Raw genomic sequence first — 18,103 nt, forward strand, 5'->3', positions numbered from 1 at the left:
GGCGCACCGTCATTTTCGCGGGCCGGGCGCTTGCTCGGGATTCGCGGCCAGTTCCTCCCAGTAATCCACGTACGCCTGCTCGTGCATGATGCCCAGCCGCAGCACCCGGGCCCGCGAGACCGCGCGCACGCTGTCGTCCGGATCGATTTCCGCGTACAGCTCGCGATAGAGCTCGAGCCAGCGGCGGTGCTCGGCGGCCTGATTGCGGGCCAGCGCCACCACGTCGCCGGGCTCGCCCAGATCGGCGAAGAACAGTTTCAGCTGCGCGGGATCGCGGGTCTCCGGCTGCGGTGAGCTCGGATCGCCGAGCCAGCGGGTGAGTTCGGCTCGCCCGGCATCGGTCAGATGGAAGACGCGGCGGCGGCGTCCACTCTCCTCGGCCTCCTCGCGCAGCAACCCCTGTTCGGCCAGCCGCGGCGGCACGCGATAGAGCTGCGCGTGCGGGATCGGCCAGAACTTGTCGACGCTCTCCTCGATCCGCACCTTCAGGTCGTACGGGGTCAGCGGTCCGTGCCGGGCGATGAGACCCAGCACGATGTGGTCCTGCGGTCCGAGTTCGGCCATCGTCCAATCCCTTCCATTGACACCATCTCACTGAGACTATACATTGGTCTCAGCAAGACGGTATCAATGAGACTATGGAGTTGACATGCGTGACTACGGCATCGAACTGTTCACCCGCTGGACCAACCTGTGGAACGGCGACCTCGACCTGGTCGACGAGATCATGGCCCCCGAATTCACCCTCCGCTACGCCCAGCCGGGCGCGTCCGACTTCGACGAGATCCGCGACCGCGCGGCGCTCGCGGCCAAGATCGACAAGTTCCGTGCCGAGCGGCCCGGCCTCGAGTACTCGACGCAGGGCGTGCCGGTGGTCGAGATGACCGATGCCCGAAGCGGAATCGTGGCCCGGCCGTACGGAGCCCGGATCGTCCAGGACGGCATTGTGGTCCGCGACCTCAGCGGCACCGACATCCTGCGCTTCGAGAACGGCCAGATCGTCGAGGTGTGGTCGGTGTCCGGCGGGGCCGAAGGACGCAGCTTCTACGCTTGATTCCATGTCGAAGCGCCGCAAGACCCAGCCGATCCCCGCAGACTGCCCGTGCGGACTGCCCGCGAGCTATGCGGACTGCTGCGGGCGGCTGCATCGGGGTGAGGCGCGGGCGACGACGGCCGAGCAGTTGATGCGGTCGCGGTTCAGTGCCTTCGCGGTGCATGACGAGGCGTATCTGCTGCGCAGCTGGGATCCCGAGACCCGGCCCGCCGAGGTGGATTTCGATCCGGGACTGCGGTGGGAACGGCTCGAGATCCTCGGTGCGACCGGGGGCTCGCCGTTCCATAGCGAGGGCACGGTGGAGTTTCGTGCCCACTACCGCGCCGGGGGTGCGGCGGGGCAGCTGCACGAGAACAGCCGCTTCCGTCGCGACAACGGGGCATGGGTCTACCTCGACGGCGACATCAAGGACTGACCGGGTGAAACCTCAGGGCATCGCGTGCGCGCATGCATGCGATGTGAAATTGCAGTGCGTGCACGTGTGCATGCCATGCCGGACAAGGGGATTCGGCAGTGCCGTCGGCCCCGGTTTCGGCGAATTCAGCGCCTGGCGCGAGCCTCGAAGCCGTCGCAGAGCGCGGCGAGCCCGGATTCGAGCAGGCTTTCCGGATCCCGCAGGGCGGTGTCGCCCGAACCTTCCAGTGCGGCCAGCGCGGGCGGGGTCGGCCAGTGTGGATCGCCGTCGAGCAGGGCGATGAGGCCGGAGCGGTCGTCGCCGCTGCTGTCGCGGCCCTGTAGCAGCCGGGCACTGACCTCCTGGAGCGCGACGCCGGCGATGTAACTCCACACCGACAGCGACATCCGAGTCGCCTCGCGGGCGTCGACGCCGAGTTCGGCGAATCCCTCGACCAGCCAGGCCAGCACGATCAGGCTGTGCTCGCCGAAGTTGTAGCGCGGCACCGCGAAGGTGAACAGCACCCACGGATGTTCCTGGTAGAGCCGCCAATCCACCTCGGCGGCAATGCGTACCCGGTCGCGCCAGGTCCAGCCCTGGCCCTCGGCCGGGGGATAGAGATTGCGGCGCGAGACCTCGTCGGTCATGGCCGCGAGCAGCGTGTCCTTATTGGGGATGTGCCGGTAGAGCGACATGGCTCCGGCGTTCATGCGTTCGGCGATGCGGCGCATCGACAGCGCATCGAGTCCCGACTCGTCGGCCAGGGTGATGGCGGTGTCGACGATGGCGGCCCGGGTGAGCTTGGCCTCGGTCATCGGACGAATTCTTTCCTTCCCACGCCGGTTATGCGTACACTGTACCCGTTGCTGCGCGTACGGTGTACGCGCGCCTTTCGTGTCAGCCGCACATCAGCCCGAAGGATAGGTCATGACGAGTACCCTCGCGCGTCCCGACGTGAAGACGCCGCGCCGTGCCTGGGCCGGCCTGGCGGTGCTGCTGCTGCCGGTGCTGCTGGTCTCGATGGATATGTCGGTGCTCTACCTGGCCATGCCGACCCTGACCCAGAGCCTGGATCCGTCCGCGACCCAACAGCTCTGGATCCTCGACATCTACGGCTTCATGATCGCGGGCCTGCTCATCACCATGGGCAATCTCGGCGATCGGATCGGCCGCCGCAATATTCTGCTGGCGGGTGCCACGGTATTCGGAATCGCCTCGGTGCTGGCGGCTTTCGCACCGAGCGCGAGCGTGCTGATCGCGGCGCGGGCGCTGATGGGCGTCGGCGGCGCGACACTGCTGCCCTCGAGCCTGGCGCTGATCTCGACGCTGTTCCCCGATGACCGGGCGCGTGCCACGGCCATCGGTGTGTGGACGGCGTTCTTCGCGGGCGGGTCGGCGGTCGGGCCGATCATCGGCGGTGTACTGCTGCACCACTACTGGTGGGGCTCGGTGTTCCTGATCAACACCCCGGTGCTGCTGGTGCTGCTGGTCTTCGGGCCGCTGCTGCTGCCCGAGCACCGTGCGGCCGGGCGCGGACCCCTCGATTGGGTGAGCGTGCTGCTGTCGATCGGCGGCATCCTGCCCATCGTCTACGCCATCAAGCATTGCGCGGCCGAGGGATTCGACCTGCCCGCGGTCGGCATCGGGATCATCGGCGTGCTGCTGCTCACGGCGTTCATCCGCCGCCAGCGGCATCTGGCCGAACCGCTGCTGGACCTGAGCCTGTTCCGGCGTGGACTGTTCTCGGTGGCCATCGGCTCCAGCACGGTCGGCATGCTGGCGCTGGCCGGTATGAGCTACCTGACCAGCATGTACCTCCAGTCGGTCACCGGACGCGACGCCTTGCAGTCGGCGCTGCTCGGCATTCCGATGGCGGTAGTGGTGTTCGTGTTCTCCATGAGCGGCGCGCGCATCGGTCGCAAGCTCGGCACCAAGACCACCTTCGTGCTGGCGCTGAGCCTGGCCGCCCTGGGCAACCTCATGCTGCTCGGCGTCGGCGTGGACGGCGGAATCGGCTGGTACATCGCGGGTTCCGTGGTGGCGGGCATGGGCTTCGGTATCGCGTTCACGCTGGTGTCGGAGGTGGCGGTGTCCTCGGTGCCGCCCGAGCGCGCCGGTTCGGCGGTCGGCATCTCGGAGACCAGCTTCGAACTCGGCAATGGCCTGGGCCTGGCCCTGCTGGGATCCCTGGCGGCCCTGGTCTTCCGCTCCGGCGGCGACTTCGGTCCCACCCTGGGCGAGACCATCAATGAGGCCGGAGGCAATACGGCCCTGGTGGATTCGGCGCGCGAGTCCTTCGTCAACGGCATGCACGTCGCCACCACCACGGGCGCGGTGCTGCTGGCCGGAATGGCGGTCGTCGTGTTCTTCGCTAACCGCCGAAAATCAGACTCCACATCTCCGCGGCGCGAGCGCGCCACGGCATGACGACGTTCTGATACGCCCAGCGGACCGGTTTCGCCACTGCCCGCCACGCGCGGGCGACGGTCGCGAAGAGCGGTTGCAGGACAGTGCGGTTCAGCCAGCGACAGGGAACCACCACCGTCACGGTCACGACGGTGGTGGCCACCTTCCAGCCGAAAACCACAACGGCGACCAACGCCAGCAGGATTGGACGCAGGATCCAGCGCCACAGCTGCCGCAGCGGCCACACGATCAGCCAGGTACCGAGAAAGACCGCGGTGACGCGGACGGCGTCGTAGACCGGTTCGAGCACATGCGCGAGGAGCCACCGGCCGCCGGGCCGCAGCAGTCGCCAGGTTGTGACGATCGGCCATTCGATCAGCCAGGTCCACGCGAATACGACCGCGCGCACCAGGCCGACGGCGACCGGTCGGATCAGCGTGCGAAACACCCACGGGATGCCGGGTTTCAGCACGCGCCGCCACCCCCATTCCTCGATGGCATGCTGAATCGGGCGCAGCAGATATGCCAGCAGGAACGCGCCCAATGGTGTGAGGACCAGGCCGAACAGCAATTGCTGGATCAGCAGCTGCCACAGGTAGTCGCGCACGAAATTGCGCAGCGGCCGGAACACCCAGTCCCGGAACAAGATCGCCAGCGGTTTGGCGAGATGGTCGACGAACAGCCGGAACGCCGCGGCGAGGAGACGCGGTATCGCCTTCATTGCCTCCCACAGCAGCCGCGGTGGAACGAATATCACCAGGGCCAGCGCGCGGGCGATCCACATCCAGATCGAGACGCGTTGCGGTGTCGCCGTTTCCGGCGTTTGCGTTGTCATGTTTTCCTTCCCCCGAGCACCGCCTTCCATCCTGGTCGGGGAATCCGGTTGCGCCCAGGGTATTTCCACTCATTCCCGATTGCGGACCGGTCCTGCGGTTACCCTCGAATCGTGGCTGAGCAACACGCCCAGAACAGTGCGAATCCGGCCGGGTCGAACGGCCGCCCCTTGGCGGAGCGCGTGGCGACCAGGATCTTCTATCCGACCTCACGGCCCCGCGAGAAATCCTTGCGCGAGGCCGTTTCCGGATCCGTCGTGCTGGTGACCGGGTCCTCGCACGGCATCGGCAAGGCGGCGGCGAAGAAACTGGCCGACGCGGGGGCGACGGTGTTGCTGGTGGCGCGCTCGCAGGAAGACCTCGATGCGGTGGCCGCGGATATCCGCGCGGCGGGCGGGACCGCGCACGTGTACAGCTCCGACATCACCGATTTCGACGCGGTGGCGGAATTGGGGCGCACGGTGCTCGCCGAGCACGGGCGGGTCGATGTGGTGATCAATAACGCGGGGCATTCGATTCGCCGGCCGATCGACGAATCCTATGACCGATTCCACGATTTCACGCGCACCATCGACGTGAACTATCTCGGTCCCGTCCGGCTGCTGCTGACCCTGCTGCCCGGCATGCGGGAACGCGGCAGCGGGCACATCGTCAACATCTCGACCTGGGGACTGCGCATGCCGCCCGCGCCGCGCTGGTCGGCCTACGGTGCGTCCAAGGGCGCCTTCGATATCTGGCTGCGCACCGTGGCGACGGAGATCGCCGCCGACGGCGTCACGACCACCTCGGTCTATATGCCCCTGGTGCACACGCGCATGAGCGCACCCACCGACTTCTCCGGCGTTCCCGGCCTGACCGCCGACGAGGCCGCCAACCTCATCTGCCACGCCGTCGTCGCGCGACCCCGCGAGATCTCGCCGTGGTGGACCGGACCCGTGCAGGCCTGGACCGATCTGCGTCGCGGGGCCGCGCAACGTTTCATGGAACGCGGATTCGGGCGGCTGTCAGGGGATTAGCACGACCTTGCCGGTGGTCTCGCGGTTCTCCAGCGCCCGATGCGCCGTGGCCGCTTCCGCCAGCGGGAAGCGCTGCACCGCCGGGCGCAGCCGCCCGGCCGCGGCCTCGGCCAGCGCCTGGGTCTCCAAGGCGCGCAAGCCGCCCCCGCGTTCGAGCATCGGCGGACCGAGTACGACCTGTGAGCTCACGCCGCGGTCGGCGAGGGCCTGATCGTCGATGTCGATCGGCCCGGCGGACCATCCGAACACCAGCCGCAGGCCGCCCTTGCCGAGCAGATCGATTCCGGCGCGGGCGATCTCACCGCCGACGCCGTCGAAGAGAATCGTGGCGGGCCGCTCCCCGTACCTGGCCCGGACGGCGTCGGGCCATGACGGATCGAGGTAGTCGAGCGCCAGGTCCGCGCCGTTCTCGAAAACCTGATCGGCCTTGGCCTTTCCGCCCGCGAGACCGATCACGGTGGCCTTGGCCGCGGCCAGGTACTGCACCAGCAGGGTCCCGATCCCGCCCGCCGCCGATGGCACGATCGCGACCGTGTCCTCGGAGATGTCCGCGAATCCGAGAATGCCCAGCGCCGTCCGCCCGGTCCCGATCATGGCGACCGCCGTGGCCGCATCGAGTCCCTCCGGAATCTCGTGCAGCCGTTCGGCTTCGGTCACCGTGAGCTCGGCGTACCCGCCGGGCGCCTGCCCGATATGGGCGACGACCCGACGCCCGACCCAACTCGGATCGACCCCCGGCCCGACCTGCTCGACCGTCCCCGCCACCTCGCGCCCCGGAACGGTCGGCAGCTGTGGCAACGGCATCGGCCCGCCCGCGATCCCTCTCCGCAGCGAGGTATCCAGCAAATGCACCCCCGACGCCTCGACAGCGATCCGCACCTGTCCCGCCCCGGGTTCCGGATCCGCGACGCTCTCGTACCGCAGGTTCTCCGCGGGCCCGAACTCATGAAGCCGAATGGCGCGCACGACAACTCCTCTGACTGGACAGTTATTCTCTACCGCCCAAACTCTGCAACCTCAACATACGTTCAGGTCAAGAACGAGTAGATTCCCCCAGGTAAACGATCTTGTCGGCCCCGACCATCGAGGCATGACGATTACTGCACCCCGCATCCGCCGGACCGGCGCCTGGCTGCTCACCGGGGTGGCCCTGGTGCTCTGGGTCTATCCCGTCGGTCTCCTCCTGCTGTTAGGGAGCGCATTCTCCGTGGCGGACACCAGATGTGGCGGCGACGCGAACGTGCACCCCCGGTTGAATCCGGCCGGCATTCCCTGGGTCATCGGATCCGGAGTGCTCTGGGCCGCGCCCTTCCTGGTGGCGGTCGCGGTACGCCGCACCCGGCTCACGATCGCCCTCGCCGCCACCGCCTCCGGCGTCTCGCTGTTCTTCATGGTCGTCTTCCTCGCCTTTCCGCAGCAGGGCATCTGTTGGTGATCGACCCGCGCGGTGCGGGTGGTCACGCGGGCAAATCCATTGCGGCGAGCTTGGCCGGGTCGGCGAGGATCGTGATGGTGGCGATTCGGTTGTCCGACACCGTGAACGAGATGAGGGAGAGGGGTAGGCCGTCTTCGTTCCAGGAGAGGTAGCCGGGGCGGTCGTCGACGAGGACCGGCTGGTGGCGGGCTACCTCGCCGGAGAACATCTTGGCGCGGGCGGCCACCTCGGTGGCGCCGAGGGTGACGAAGGTGCCGCCGGGGGTGTCGACCGTGAGGCGGACGTTCGGGTCGAGTACCCGGAGCAGGGCCTCGAAGTCGCCGCCGACGGCGGCCGCCCGGAAGGCCTGGGTTACCTCGCGCTGGGCGCGGCCGGAGGCCGACGGGCGGTCGGTGGTGCGCACCTTGCGGCGGGCGCGGCTGGCGATCATTTTGGTGGCGTCGGCGGATTTGCCCAGGATCTGGCCGATTTCGGCGAACGACACCCCGAACATGTCGTGCAGCACGAATGCCACGCGCTCGCTCGGGCCGAGTGAGTCCAGGACGACGAGGAGAGCCAGGCCCACCGAATCCGCGAGCGCGACATGATCTTCCGGTTCCGGGCTGTCATCGATCACGACGACCTCGGAAATGCCGTCCCCGAGGGACTGTTCGGGCCGGGCGCCGCGAGAACGCAGGAGGTCCAGGCTGATTCGGCCGACCACCGTGGTGAGCCAGCCGGCCAGGTTTTCGATGGCGGCCGCGTCCTGCCGGGCGAGGCGCATCCACGCCTCCTGGACCACGTCCTCGGCGTCGGCGTGCGAGCCGAGCATGCGGAAGGCGACCGCGCGCAATCGATCTCGGTGCGCCTCGAATGTCGCGGTGACCGGATTGGTGGGCCTGGTCTCCATCGGGTCACCGTCCCTTGGGCTGCTGGCGCAGCGAGATCCGGTTGCCGTCCGGGTCCACCGCCTCGATGCGGAGACCGAACGGGTACTCCTCGGGCGCGTCGCCCAGGAAGGTCACGCCGCGCTCGCGGAACAATTCGAAGTCCTTTCGCAGGTCATCGGACTCGAGGATAAGCGGGCCGGGCGCGAGTTCGTTCCCGGCCCCGAGCGGCTGCCCGGCCGAGGGCGCATGCGTCCACAGGATGATCTCGAGCGGGCTGCCGGGAACCTGCACGGTCAGGAATCGCCCGTCCGGGCCCGGGAAGTCGATGTGCTTCTCGAGCCCGAGTCCCTCGGTGTAGAACTTCAGCGCGCGATCCTGGTCGGTCACGTAGACCGTCGCGTACATCACGTTCGTCAGCATGGTGTCCTCCATTCGTCGATGCGACGACCTGGTGTTTTTCGTCGTCGTCCATATGACGAAGGGGTGCGCGCAAAGGTAACAACACCTTTCACTGCCATGTCGTCGCCCCTGCGTCGCCAGTCGCCGATTCGTCTGTAGCGCAGGTGAATCCGCGTCACCTACGGTTGGTGCGAGTTCGCGGGAGGACATGGTGAAGCGGCTTCTTTTCCTGGTGATCGCGATGATCATCGCCGGATCGACCTACGACTACGCCATCTCCGCGGGCCACGTGGGAGTCGTGGTCGTGGCGGGTGTGATCCTCTCGCTGATGCTGGTCGGCAAGGTTGTCGAGTAGCGCGGTCCCACGGCGCGCACACTGGTGAGATGGACCCTGTCGTCGCCCTGCGTCAGATCGCGTTCTTCAAGGACCGCGCCCGCGAGGACCCCCGGCGAGTCATGGCCTACCGCAATGCGGCCGACATCGTCGAGCGCCTCGACGACGCGCAACGGCAGCAACTGGGCCGGGCCAATGATTGGCAGTCGCTGCCGGGGATCGGGCCGAAGACCGCCGCGGTGATCGCGCAGGCCTGGTCCGGGCGCGAGCCGGACGCCCTGGTCAAGTTGCGTACGGCGGCCAAGGACCTGGGCGGTGGGGAACTCCGCAAGGCCCTCAAGGGCGACCTGCACGTGCACTCGAACTGGTCCGACGGGTCGGCGCCCATCGAGGAAATGATGGCCGCCGCTCAGGCATTGGGTCACGAGTACTGCGCCCTCACCGACCACTCGCCCCGGCTGACCGTCGCCAACGGCCTGTCACCGGACCGCCTCCGCCAGCAACTCGACGTCCTCGACGAACTCCGCGACCGATTCGCCCCCATGCGCATCTTGTCCGGCATCGAGGTCGACATCCTCGACGATGGCTCCCTAGACCAGGAACCCGAGCTGCTCGAACGCCTCGACATCGTCGTGGCCAGCGTCCATTCCAAGCTGAAGATGGAATCCGCGGCGATGACCCGGCGCATGGTGCGCGCGGTGTCCAGCGGCCAGGCCGACATCCTCGGCCATTGCACCGGCCGCCTCGTCGAGGGCAATCGCGGCACCCGCCCCGAATCCACCTTCGACGCCGAAGAGGTCTTCACCGCCTGCCGCGACCACGGCACCGCCGTCGAGATCAACTCCCGCCCCGAACGCCGCGACCCGCCCACCCGCCTGTTGAAGCTGGCCCTCGACATCGGCTGCGACTTCTCCATCGACACCGACGCCCACGCCCCCGGCCAACTCGACTTCCTCGGCTACGGCGCCCAACGCGGCCTCGACCTGGGCGTCCCCACCGACCGCATCATCAACACCTGGCCCGCCGACAAACTCCTCGCTTGGACCAGCTCGTAAGTGCTTGCCGCGGTCAGCGATTGGTGAGCAGGACGAAGGTCGCCAAGGTCGTGGCGATGACGGCGAAGCCGCCGTGCGCGAGGACGACTCGCAAGGGGAGATTGGTGTCGCGGCCCGCCCGGTGCGCCGCGCCGGGGCCGTCGACGGCGGTGAGGCCGGAACGGTAGGTGGGGATCCAGCGGACGAACATGGTGGCGCCGAGGGTCGCGGTCGCACCGAGGAGGGCCACGGCGTACACGGCCAGGTTGTGGTTGCCGACGACGACGAAGGTGGTCCAGGTGGCGGCGGTGAGCAGGGCGAGCGCAACGTGGCCGAAGACGAGGGCGGGTGGGAGGCGGCGGTGGCGGCCGTGGCGCACTCGCGCGCCGTACCCCACTGCGGGTGAGCCATGCGCGGAGTATCAGGGCGCCGGAGATCGCGGTGCAGACGAGCATCGCCAACGCCGCGTACCTCACGACTACGAGGCTAGATGATATTGACCGGCCCATGGTTCGGATTCCAGCAAACGCCTGGGAATCGCGTTGTGCTCCAATGAGGTTCGCTGATGGTCGAAATGCCGGGTCAGAACTTGGGGGAGGGTGGGGTGCGGTAGTCGGGGTCCGCGCGGCGCATGGCGGCGATGTCGTCGCGATCGCGCAGGGCGGGCAGGCGGTTCCAGCGTTCGTGCAGGCGGGCGACGGCGTCGGGTTCCAGGTCCACGCCGAGGCCGGGCGCGTCGGGCACGGCCACCGCGCCGGCGGTGAAGGTGAAGCGTTCGGTGATGACGTCCTCGGATTGCCAGGGGTAATGGGTGTCGCAGGCGTAGGCCAGGTCGGGGACGGTGGCGGCGACGTGGGTCATGGCGGCCAGGCTGATGCCCAGCTGGGTGTTGCTGTGCATGGACAGGCCCTTGCCGTAGGCGCGGCAGACGGCGGCGAGGTCGCGGGTGGCCAGCAAACCGCCCCAGAAGTGGTGGTCGGACAGCACGATCTGCACGGCATCCGCGTCGAAGGCCGGTTTCACCTCGTCGAGGGAGGTCACGATCATGTTGGTGGCCAAGGGGATTCCGGTGCGGCGATGCACCTCGGCCAGGTCCTCGACGGTCGCGGTGGGATCCTCGAGGTACTCCACGACGCCGGTCAGCTCCTCGGCGACCTGCAGCGCGGTCTTCAGCGACCAGCCGCCATTGGGATCCAGCCGCAGCGGCGCGCCGGGGAAGACTCGGGCGAGGGCCCGGATCGCCGCTATCTCCTCCTCCGGTGGAAAGACTCCGCCCTTGAGCTTGAACGAGCGGAATCCGCCGTGCACCAGGAACTTCCGCGCCTGATCCACGATGCCCTCGGGATCCAGTGCCGGGCCCCACCGATCGGCCGGGCCGTCGGCGTCCGGGTGCTCGGCCCACTTGTAGAACAGATAGGCCGAATACTCCACCCGATCCCGGACCTTCCCGCCGAGCAGGGTGTGCACCGGCACGCCGAGATGGCGACCCAGCGCATCCAGCGCGGCGACCTCGAAGGCCGACACCACCGACAGCCGCACCTTGTCGGTGGTCAGCGCACCGCGCAAACCGCTGGCCGCCGGTGCGGCGTCGAGCAGGGTGCTGTCGGACCGCCCGAGCCCGAGGATGGTGTTGACCGCACCGACCGGCAGCCCGATCAGCTGCCGAGCCAGCTCCCGAGCCCGCGCCAGATACGCACTGTCACCATAGGTTTCACCGAGACCCACGACCCCGCTGTCGGTGACCAACTCCACGATCAGGCGCGGTGTGTAGGGCTGGTGCACGCCGGACAGATTCAGCAGCGGCGGATCGGAGATGAGGATCGGGGTGAGTCTGACGTCGGTGATCACGGGGAGCGCGGTGGGCATGGCCTGGTAGTCCTGTCGTTGAGCTGGGAACGATTGAGCTCGAGCGTGTTTCGCGGCGGTCTCGGCGTTTCTGCTGGCCGTCAGCGTTTTCCGTCGACGCGGCGGGGGAGCTGCCACGGGTTGGCCTCCCGCAGCGGGGCGGGCAGCAGCGCGTCGGGGAAGTCCTGCCAGGCGACCGGCCGCAGGAACCGTTCGATGGCGGCCGCGCCCATGGAGGTGAATTGCGGTGCGGTCGTGGCCGGATAGGGTCCGCCGTGCTGCTGTGCCCACGACAGCGTGATGCCGGTCGGCCAGCCGTTCCAGAGCAGCCGCCCGGCGATCCGGGTCAGCAGCGGTAACAGCGCCCGCACGCGGTCGTGCTCGGATTCCTCCGCGTGCACGGTGGCGGTGAGGCCGGGCTCGAGCGCGTTCAGCACGGCGCGCAGTTCGTCCTCGCCGTCATATTCGATGATCAGCGACTCCGGGCCGAAGCATTCCCGGTCCAAAACGGTGCTGTCGTCGAGGAAGTCGCGGACCGCCACCCTGAGCAGGGTGGGCGTGAACCCGGATTCGCCGTCGGCCGGATCGGCTTCGGGCGACACCAGCCGGACGACCCCGGCCTGCTCACGCAACACCGCCACACCGGACCGGTAACCCGCGGCGATCCGGTCATTGAGCAGCCGCTGCGGCGCGATCGCGGCGACGGCATCCACCAGATCCCGTTCGAGCCCGTGCCCGGTCGGCAGCAGGAGCAGCCCCGGCTTGGTGCAGAACTGCCCGGCCCCGAGCGTGAACGACCCCGCGAACCCCTGCGCGATCTGTTCTCCACGCGCCGCCACCGCACCCGCGGTCACCACGACGGGATTCAGGCTGCCCAACTCGCCGTAGAACGGAATCGGCCTGGGCCGCGCATTGGCGATATCGAACAGCGCCCGCCCGCCCGGCACCGACCCGGTGAACGCGGCGGCCTGAATGTCCGGATGCCGCAACGCGGTCGTCCCCGCCTCGACTCCGTAGATGATCTCGAACGTGCCCTCCGGCGCACCCGCGGCGGTGAGGGCCGCGACCAGCACATCCCGGGTGCGCGCCGACAATTCCGGATGCCCCGGATGCGCCTTCACAATCACCGGGCACCCGGCCGCCAGCGCCGCGGCGGTGTCATGCCCGGCCACACTGAGCGCCAACGGGAAATTGCCCGCGGTGAACACCAGCACCGGCCCGATCGGCACCACACTGCGCCGAATATCGGGCCGCGGTCCCATCGGCCAGCCCGGATCGGCGTGATCGATGGTGGCGCGCAGGAACTCGCCGTCGACCAGCACGTCCGCGAACAATCGCAGCTGAAACACGGTGCGCGCCAACTCCGATCGCAGCCGCGGTTGTTCCGGCAGATGGGTTTCGCGGACGGCCAGCCCGACCAGCTCGTCACCCGCGCGCTCGATCGCATCTGCCGCGGCCTCGAGCCACCCGGCGCGCTGCGCGGGCGTCGTCTCGGTCATCTCCTCGGCGGCCCGCACCGCCGCCGCGACGATGTCATCGATCCGTTCGAGCGGGGTATCCGCGATCACAAGGTCCTCCGGGACTCGGCATACAAGGATTGGGGTGCAGGCATTTTCAATGGGGTCATGATCGGACCTCGAACTCGGAGACGGTCCATGCGCGTGCCTGGTCGCTCAGCGTCACGCCCAGGCCCGGCCGTCCGGACAGGTGCATGCGGCCGTCACGGATTTCGAGGCGCTCGTTGAAGAGTGGGTTGAACCATTCGAAGTGTTCTACCCACGGCTCGAGGGGGTAGGCGGCGGCCAGGTGGACGTGGACCTCCATCACGAAATGCGGGGCCAACTGGAGTTGTCGGCGGCTCGCGTGGTTCATGATGTCGAGGAAGCGGGTGATGCCGCCGACGCGGGGAGCGTCGGGCTGGACGATGTCGATTCCGGCCTCGATCAGTGCGGTGTGTTCGGCGACGCTGGACAGCATTTCGCCGGTGGCGATCGGGGTGTCGAAGGTGCGGGACAGGTGGGCGTGACCGGCGAAATCGTAGGCGTCCAAAGGCTCTTCGATCCAGGTCAGGGCGAGAGGTTCGAAAGCGCGGCACATGCGTTGGGCGGTGGGGCGATCCCATTGCTGGTTCGCGTCGACCATGAGCGGCACCTGGTCGCCGATCTTCTCGCGGACGGCGGTGACCCGCGCCAGGTCGACGGTATGGTCGGGATGGCCGACCTTGATCTTGATGCCGCCGATGCCGTCGGACAGTGATTCGGTCGCCCGGTCGAGCACCTCTTCGATCGGGGCGTGCAGGAACCCGCCGGAGGTGTTGTAGCAGCGCACCGAATCACGGTGCGCGCCCAGTAATTTGGCCAGCGGCAGACCCGCGCGTTTGGCCTTGAGGTCCCACAGCGCCACATCGAAGGCGGCGATGGCCTGCACCGCCAGGCCGCTGCGCCCTACCGAGGCGCCCGCCCACATGAGCTTGTCCCAGATCTTGGCGATATCGCTGGGATCCTCGCCGAGTAGGACCGGAGCGATCTCGCGAGCATGCGCGAACTGCCCGGGGCCGCCGGCGCGTTTGGAGTAGCTGATGCCGAGGCCCTCGAATCCGGCGGCCGTGGTGATCTCGGCGAACAGCACCGCCACCTCGGTCATGGGCCGCTGCCGCCCGGTGAGGACCTTCGCATCGCTGATGCCACCCGGCAGCGGCAGGGTGACCGAGGAGATCCGCACCCCGGTGATCCGGTCCAGCACGGCGGGAGATGTCATCTCAGGCAATCCTTTTCACCAGCGCGGTCAATTCGGCCAGCTCGGTGTCGGTCAGATCGGTGAGCGGCGGGCGCACCCGGCTCGACGGGCGGCCCGCTGCGGTCAGGCCCGCCTTGATGATCGACACCGCGTAACCCGGTCGGCGGTCGCGGATTTCGAGGTAGGGGAGGACGAAGGTGCGCAGCTGCGCGTACACCGTCTCGCGGTCGTGCGCGCGCACCGCCTTGTAGAAGGCCAGCGCGAACTCCGGCGCGAAGTTGAAGATGGCCGAAGAGTAAGTGGTGACACCCATTTCGGTGTACGGCAGCGCGAAGGTCTCCGCGGTGGGCAGGCCGCCGATATAGGTGAGCCGGTCGCCCATGCGGGCGTAGATACGGGTCATGGTCTCGATATCGCCGACGCCGTCCTTGAATCCGATCAGATTCGGGCAGCGCTCGGCCATCCGCGCCACGGTCACATCGTCGACGCGGGCATTGGCGCGGCTGTAGAAGATCACCCCGAGCGAGGTCGCCGCGCACACCGCCGCCACATGCTCGATGAGACCTTCCGGACCGGACTCGGTGAGATAGGGCGGCAGCAGCAGAATCCCCTGCGCGCCCGCAGCTTCCGCATTGCGTGCCTGTTCGACGGCCACCGCGGTCCCGGCGGTGGCGGGGGCCAGCACCGGCACCCGCCCGGCGGTTTCGGCCACCGCCGCGCGCACCACCCGGTCGATCTCGTTGGTGGTGAGAGAGAAACCCTCACCGGTCCCGCCCGCCGCGAACAGCCCGGCCACGTCGTACTGGGCCAGCCACGCGATGTGCTCGCGGTAGGCGGCCTCGTCGAGATTCAGCTCGGCGTCGAAGTGGGTGACGGGGAACGACAGCAGGCCGCGGCCCAGGGCCGGTCCCAGGTCCTGCGGTGCCATCGCGTCGGGTGGTGTCTCGGGCACGGTGTTCTCACTTTCTCTACGGTTCAGGCTTCCGGCCAGGTCTCCAACACATCGATCACGCGGCGCAGCGCCGGATTCGCCGGATGCCGGCGCCAGACCGCGTACAGCTCGGCGCGCTCGCTCACCCCGGATAGCTGCCGGTAGTGCACGCCGTCCAGATGCAGATGGCTCGCCGCCTCGGGCACCAGTGCGACGCCCCGGCCCGCCGCGACCAGCGCGAGCATGGTGTGCACCTGGCTGACCCGGTCGGCCGGGTCATAGGAGACACCGGCCAGCACCCGGTTCATCAGCTCGGCGAAATAGCGCGCGGGTCCGGGCGCGTACATCAGCATTCGCTCGCCCTCCAAGTCCCGCACGGGCAGCGGGCCGCCGCTCGACAGTCGATGTCCGGCGGGCACCGCCAGCACCAGCGGGTCCCGGTGCACCGGCCGCCCGTCGAACTCGACCCGGTCGAAGGGCGGGCGGGCCAGCGCCAGATCCAGTTTGCCGCTGGACAATTCGTCGAACTGCAGGGCGCTGACCAGTTCGCTCAGCACCAGTTCGATCTCGGGCAGCGCCAGCGAGAGCTGGTTGAGGAGGCCGCCCAGGAAACCGAATCCCGCGGTCGCTGTGAACCCGATGCGCACGGTGCCGGTCCGGCCCCCGGCCGCCAGGCGCGCGGTGGCGGGTGCCGCCTCCGCCAGCGCAAGTAGCCGCCGGGCTTCGGCGAGGAACACCTGCCCGGCCGGCGTCAGCTCCACCTGCCGCTGGGTCCGATCCAGCAGCAGCACACCGATATCGCGTTCCAGCTTCTGGATCTGCCGGCTCAGTGGCGGCTGGGTCATGCGCAGCCGATCGGCGGCCCGGCGGAAGTTGCCCTCCTCGGCGACCACCACGAATCCGCGCACATGCTCCAGCGACAACATGGTCGACAGTCGATCGTCGCCTGTCATCGTCCGGGCTCTCCTGTACCCCGCGGTCCCGCGGATCGTGTTGCCGCCACGCTAAGTCCTCCTTCTGATACCCGTCCAACATTCATTGAGCATCAGCTGATGCCGACAAAGCATCGGACGAAAGTTCATGTATCTGAATACGATCGGCAATCAGACGAGGTTCTGTATCGAGAACGGTCGGAATCCGAGATTTCAGGAGTGCCATGCAGCGTCCGCGTCCCGTGGATCGAGTCGATCGCGACGAAGCGTCGAGCGGAGTGAAGTCCGCGCGCCGGGCGATCTCGGTGCTGGAGGTGTTCGCGGCGCGGCCCGCGTGGCTGTCACTCGCGGAGATGCACGAGGCCACCGGATTCCCGCGGTCGAGCCTGCACGGGCTGCTGCGCACCCTGTGTGATGCCGGCTGGATCGAAACCGACGACACCGGAACCCGATTCCGGCTCGGAGTCCGGGCGCTGGTCTGCGGCACCGCGTACCTGGACCGCGATCCGGTGATGCCGTACGCCACCGAGACCCTCGAAAAGCTGCGCGAGGACACCGGATTCACCGTCCACTACGCGCGGCTGTGCGGCAATGAGGTGGTCTACCTCGAGACCCGCGAATCACGCAGCTCCGAGCACCTCATCTCCCGCGTCGGCCGCACCCTGCCCGCGCACGCCACCGCGCTCGGCAAGGTGCTGCTGGCCGAACTCTCCGACGGTGAGCTGACCGAATTGCTGCCCGCCGCACTGCCCGCGCGCACCGAACACACCGTCACCGACCGCACAGTTCTGTTCTCCGAGCTCACCGTCATCCGCGACCGCGGCTACGCGACCGAATGGCAGGAGGGCACGGCCGGGGTGGCCTGTGCGGCGGCCGCGGTGCCCTACCGGCTCCCGGCCACCGACGCGGTGAGCTGCTCGATGCCGTTGGGCCGCACCACTGAGGCCGAACAGCACCGCGTCGGAGCGCAGCTGCGCGAGGCCGCCGGGCAGCTGGCCCGCCGCCTGCGACAGGCCGGAATCCGCTGATCACATACCTGTTTCGATCGATCAAGGAGTACACACATGGCGATTCACCGCGTCCTCATCACCGGCGCGGCGGGCAATCTCGGACGGCTCATGCGCCCGCGACTGGCCCGCCCCGATCGGGTACTGCGGCTGCTGGATCTGGCGCCGCTGGATCCACCCGCACCCGGTGAGCGGGTCGAGACCGTCACCGGTTCGCTCACCGATCCCGATGTCATGGCCGCGGCCTGCGCCGACGTCGACGCGATCATCCATCTGGGCGGCATCAGCCGCGAGGACGACTGGTCACGCATCCTCGAGGTCAATATCGACGGCACCCACACCGTGCTCGAGGCCGCCCGCGCGGCCGGAGTGCGAAAAGTGGTGCTGGCCTCCAGCAATCACGCGGTCGGCTACCGCCGGATCGGGGAGGCCGGACCGGACGGACTACCCGGCGAGAGCACCCCGCGCCCGGACACCTACTACGGCGTCAGCAAGGCGGCCCTAGAAGCGCTGGGCAGCCTCTACCACGAACGATTCGGAATCGACGTGTCCTGCTTGCGGATCGGCAGCTGCTTCGACAAGCCCGCCGACGTACGGCAGCTGTCGCTGTGGATGTCGCCCGACGATTGCGCACGCCTGCTCGAGGCATGCCTGGCCACCGAACGGCCCGGCTACCGGGTGATGTGGGGCGTCTCGGCGAATACCCGTGCGGTGGTGTCACTTCGGGAAGCGGAAGCCATCGGCTATCACAGCCTCGACGATGCCGAGCGCTTCGCCGACCAGGTACCGGCCGGCGAATTGCCCGAGCACATCGGCGGCGCGTTCCTGGAAACCCCGCTGGGACAGGCGAATCCGCTCTGAGCGTTCACATCCGTGAA

At 68.4% G+C, this 18,103-nt stretch carries 21 protein-coding genes; 9 read left to right on the forward strand and 12 right to left on the reverse strand.

From position 1 onward, the window contains the following. Positions 1-9: 9 nt before the first annotated feature. Positions 10-564, reverse strand: coding sequence for a PadR family transcriptional regulator (locus ON43_RS15360; RefSeq protein WP_040807997.1), 555 nt, complete (start codon positions 562-564; stop codon positions 10-12). Positions 565-649: 85 nt separating this feature from the next. On the opposite strand from ON43_RS15360, the gene ON43_RS15365 reads away from it, so the two are divergent. Together ON43_RS15365 and ON43_RS15370 are read left to right on the forward strand one after the other, a co-directional pair. Beyond that, a complete protein-coding gene (locus ON43_RS15365; RefSeq protein ID WP_040807999.1) occupies positions 650-1,054 on the forward strand; it encodes a nuclear transport factor 2 family protein in 405 nt (134 codons plus the stop codon). A 4-nt stretch (positions 1,055-1,058) separates the two neighbouring features. After that, positions 1,059-1,469 (forward strand): YchJ family protein, encoded by a 411-nt coding sequence (locus ON43_RS15370; RefSeq protein ID WP_040808000.1) that lies wholly within the window; start codon positions 1,059-1,061, stop codon positions 1,467-1,469. A 125-nt stretch (positions 1,470-1,594) separates the two neighbouring features. Here ON43_RS15370 and ON43_RS15375 read toward each other — a convergent pair whose 3' ends face one another. Then, entirely contained in the window at positions 1,595-2,263 is a 669-nt protein-coding gene (locus ON43_RS15375) for a TetR/AcrR family transcriptional regulator (protein WP_040808001.1), read from the reverse strand. Positions 2,264-2,375: 112 nt separating this feature from the next. Between ON43_RS15375 and ON43_RS15380 the strand changes: the two genes are divergently transcribed. Continuing rightward, the gene (locus ON43_RS15380; RefSeq protein WP_040808002.1) at positions 2,376-3,875 is read left to right on the forward strand and encodes an MFS transporter; all 1,500 of its coding nucleotides are present in this window, start codon (positions 2,376-2,378) and stop codon (positions 3,873-3,875) included. Here ON43_RS15380 and ON43_RS15385 read toward each other — a convergent pair. Continuing rightward, positions 3,820-4,689 carry a hypothetical protein gene (locus tag ON43_RS15385; protein ID WP_157514047.1) on the reverse strand — a complete coding sequence of 290 codons (870 nt, stop codon included), beginning with the start codon at positions 4,687-4,689 and terminating at the stop codon, positions 3,820-3,822. The two genes, ON43_RS15380 and ON43_RS15385, sit on opposite strands and share 56 nt — an antisense overlap. Positions 4,690-4,800: 111 nt before the next feature. On the opposite strand from ON43_RS15385, the gene ON43_RS15390 reads away from it, so the two are divergent. Continuing rightward, the gene (locus ON43_RS15390) at positions 4,801-5,703 is read left to right on the forward strand and encodes an SDR family NAD(P)-dependent oxidoreductase (protein ID WP_245568603.1); all 903 of its coding nucleotides are present in this window, start codon (positions 4,801-4,803) and stop codon (positions 5,701-5,703) included. Here ON43_RS15390 and ON43_RS15395 read toward each other — a convergent pair. Further along, a complete protein-coding gene (locus tag ON43_RS15395) occupies positions 5,692-6,669 on the reverse strand; it encodes a zinc-binding dehydrogenase (RefSeq protein WP_040808007.1) in 978 nt (325 codons plus the stop codon). The genes ON43_RS15390 and ON43_RS15395 overlap by 12 nt on opposite strands. 124 nt (positions 6,670-6,793) lie before the next feature. On the opposite strand from ON43_RS15395, the gene ON43_RS15400 reads away from it, so the two are divergent. After that, a complete protein-coding gene (locus ON43_RS15400; RefSeq protein ID WP_040808008.1) occupies positions 6,794-7,138 on the forward strand; it encodes a hypothetical protein in 345 nt (114 codons plus the stop codon). A 22-nt stretch (positions 7,139-7,160) separates the two neighbouring features. Here the strand turns inward: ON43_RS15400 and ON43_RS15405 are convergent, their stop codons facing one another. Then, entirely contained in the window at positions 7,161-8,027 is an 867-nt protein-coding gene (locus ON43_RS15405; protein ID WP_040808010.1) for a sigma-70 family RNA polymerase sigma factor, read from the reverse strand. A 4-nt stretch (positions 8,028-8,031) separates the two neighbouring features. Beyond that, positions 8,032-8,427 carry a VOC family protein gene (locus tag ON43_RS15410; protein WP_040808182.1) on the reverse strand — a complete coding sequence of 132 codons (396 nt, stop codon included), beginning with the start codon at positions 8,425-8,427 and terminating at the stop codon, positions 8,032-8,034. A gap of 190 nt (positions 8,428-8,617) precedes the next feature. On the opposite strand from ON43_RS15410, the gene ON43_RS44825 reads away from it, so the two are divergent. Together ON43_RS44825 and ON43_RS15415 are read left to right on the forward strand one after the other, a co-directional pair. Then, positions 8,618-8,761 carry a hypothetical protein gene (locus ON43_RS44825; protein ID WP_157514048.1) on the forward strand — a complete coding sequence of 48 codons (144 nt, stop codon included), beginning with the start codon at positions 8,618-8,620 and terminating at the stop codon, positions 8,759-8,761. 29 nt (positions 8,762-8,790) lie between these two features. Continuing rightward, positions 8,791-9,795, forward strand: coding sequence for a PHP domain-containing protein (locus ON43_RS15415; protein ID WP_040808011.1), 1,005 nt, complete (start codon positions 8,791-8,793; stop codon positions 9,793-9,795). A gap of 13 nt (positions 9,796-9,808) precedes the next feature. On the opposite strand, the gene ON43_RS15420 is transcribed toward ON43_RS15415, so the two are convergent. The 6 genes from ON43_RS15420 to ON43_RS15445 form a co-directional block, all read right to left on the reverse strand. Continuing rightward, positions 9,809-10,153 (reverse strand): hypothetical protein, encoded by a 345-nt coding sequence (locus tag ON43_RS15420; protein WP_157514049.1) that lies wholly within the window; start codon positions 10,151-10,153, stop codon positions 9,809-9,811. 203 nt (positions 10,154-10,356) lie between these two features. Beyond that, positions 10,357-11,640, reverse strand: a complete 1,284-nt coding sequence (locus tag ON43_RS15425) for a glucarate dehydratase family protein (RefSeq protein WP_040808013.1) — start codon at positions 11,638-11,640, stop codon at positions 10,357-10,359. A gap of 80 nt (positions 11,641-11,720) precedes the next feature. Next, entirely contained in the window at positions 11,721-13,187 is a 1,467-nt protein-coding gene (locus ON43_RS15430; protein WP_218003272.1) for an aldehyde dehydrogenase (NADP(+)), read from the reverse strand. Between the two features lie 55 nt (positions 13,188-13,242). Further along, a complete protein-coding gene (locus ON43_RS15435; RefSeq protein ID WP_040808014.1) occupies positions 13,243-14,376 on the reverse strand; it encodes an L-talarate/galactarate dehydratase in 1,134 nt (377 codons plus the stop codon). Position 14,377: 1 nt separating this feature from the next. Continuing rightward, positions 14,378-15,283, reverse strand: coding sequence for a 5-dehydro-4-deoxyglucarate dehydratase (kdgD, locus tag ON43_RS15440; RefSeq protein ID WP_040808016.1), 906 nt, complete (start codon positions 15,281-15,283; stop codon positions 14,378-14,380). A gap of 47 nt (positions 15,284-15,330) precedes the next feature. Beyond that, positions 15,331-16,239 carry a LysR family transcriptional regulator gene (locus tag ON43_RS15445; RefSeq protein ID WP_218003273.1) on the reverse strand — a complete coding sequence of 303 codons (909 nt, stop codon included), beginning with the start codon at positions 16,237-16,239 and terminating at the stop codon, positions 15,331-15,333. Between the two features lie 203 nt (positions 16,240-16,442). Between ON43_RS15445 and ON43_RS15450 the strand changes: the two genes are divergently transcribed. Together ON43_RS15450 and ON43_RS15455 are read left to right on the forward strand one after the other, a co-directional pair. Further along, complete coding sequence (locus ON43_RS15450) at positions 16,443-17,246, forward strand: IclR family transcriptional regulator (RefSeq protein ID WP_051178477.1); 804 nt, start codon at positions 16,443-16,445, stop codon at positions 17,244-17,246. Between the two features lie 36 nt (positions 17,247-17,282). Next, complete coding sequence (locus tag ON43_RS15455) at positions 17,283-18,086, forward strand: NAD-dependent epimerase/dehydratase family protein (RefSeq protein ID WP_040808019.1); 804 nt, start codon at positions 17,283-17,285, stop codon at positions 18,084-18,086. Positions 18,087-18,103 lie beyond the last annotated feature (17 nt).

The sequence above is a fragment of the Nocardia concava NBRC 100430 genome (assembly GCF_000308815.1).
Lineage (GTDB): Bacteria > Actinomycetota > Actinomycetes > Mycobacteriales > Mycobacteriaceae > Nocardia > Nocardia concava.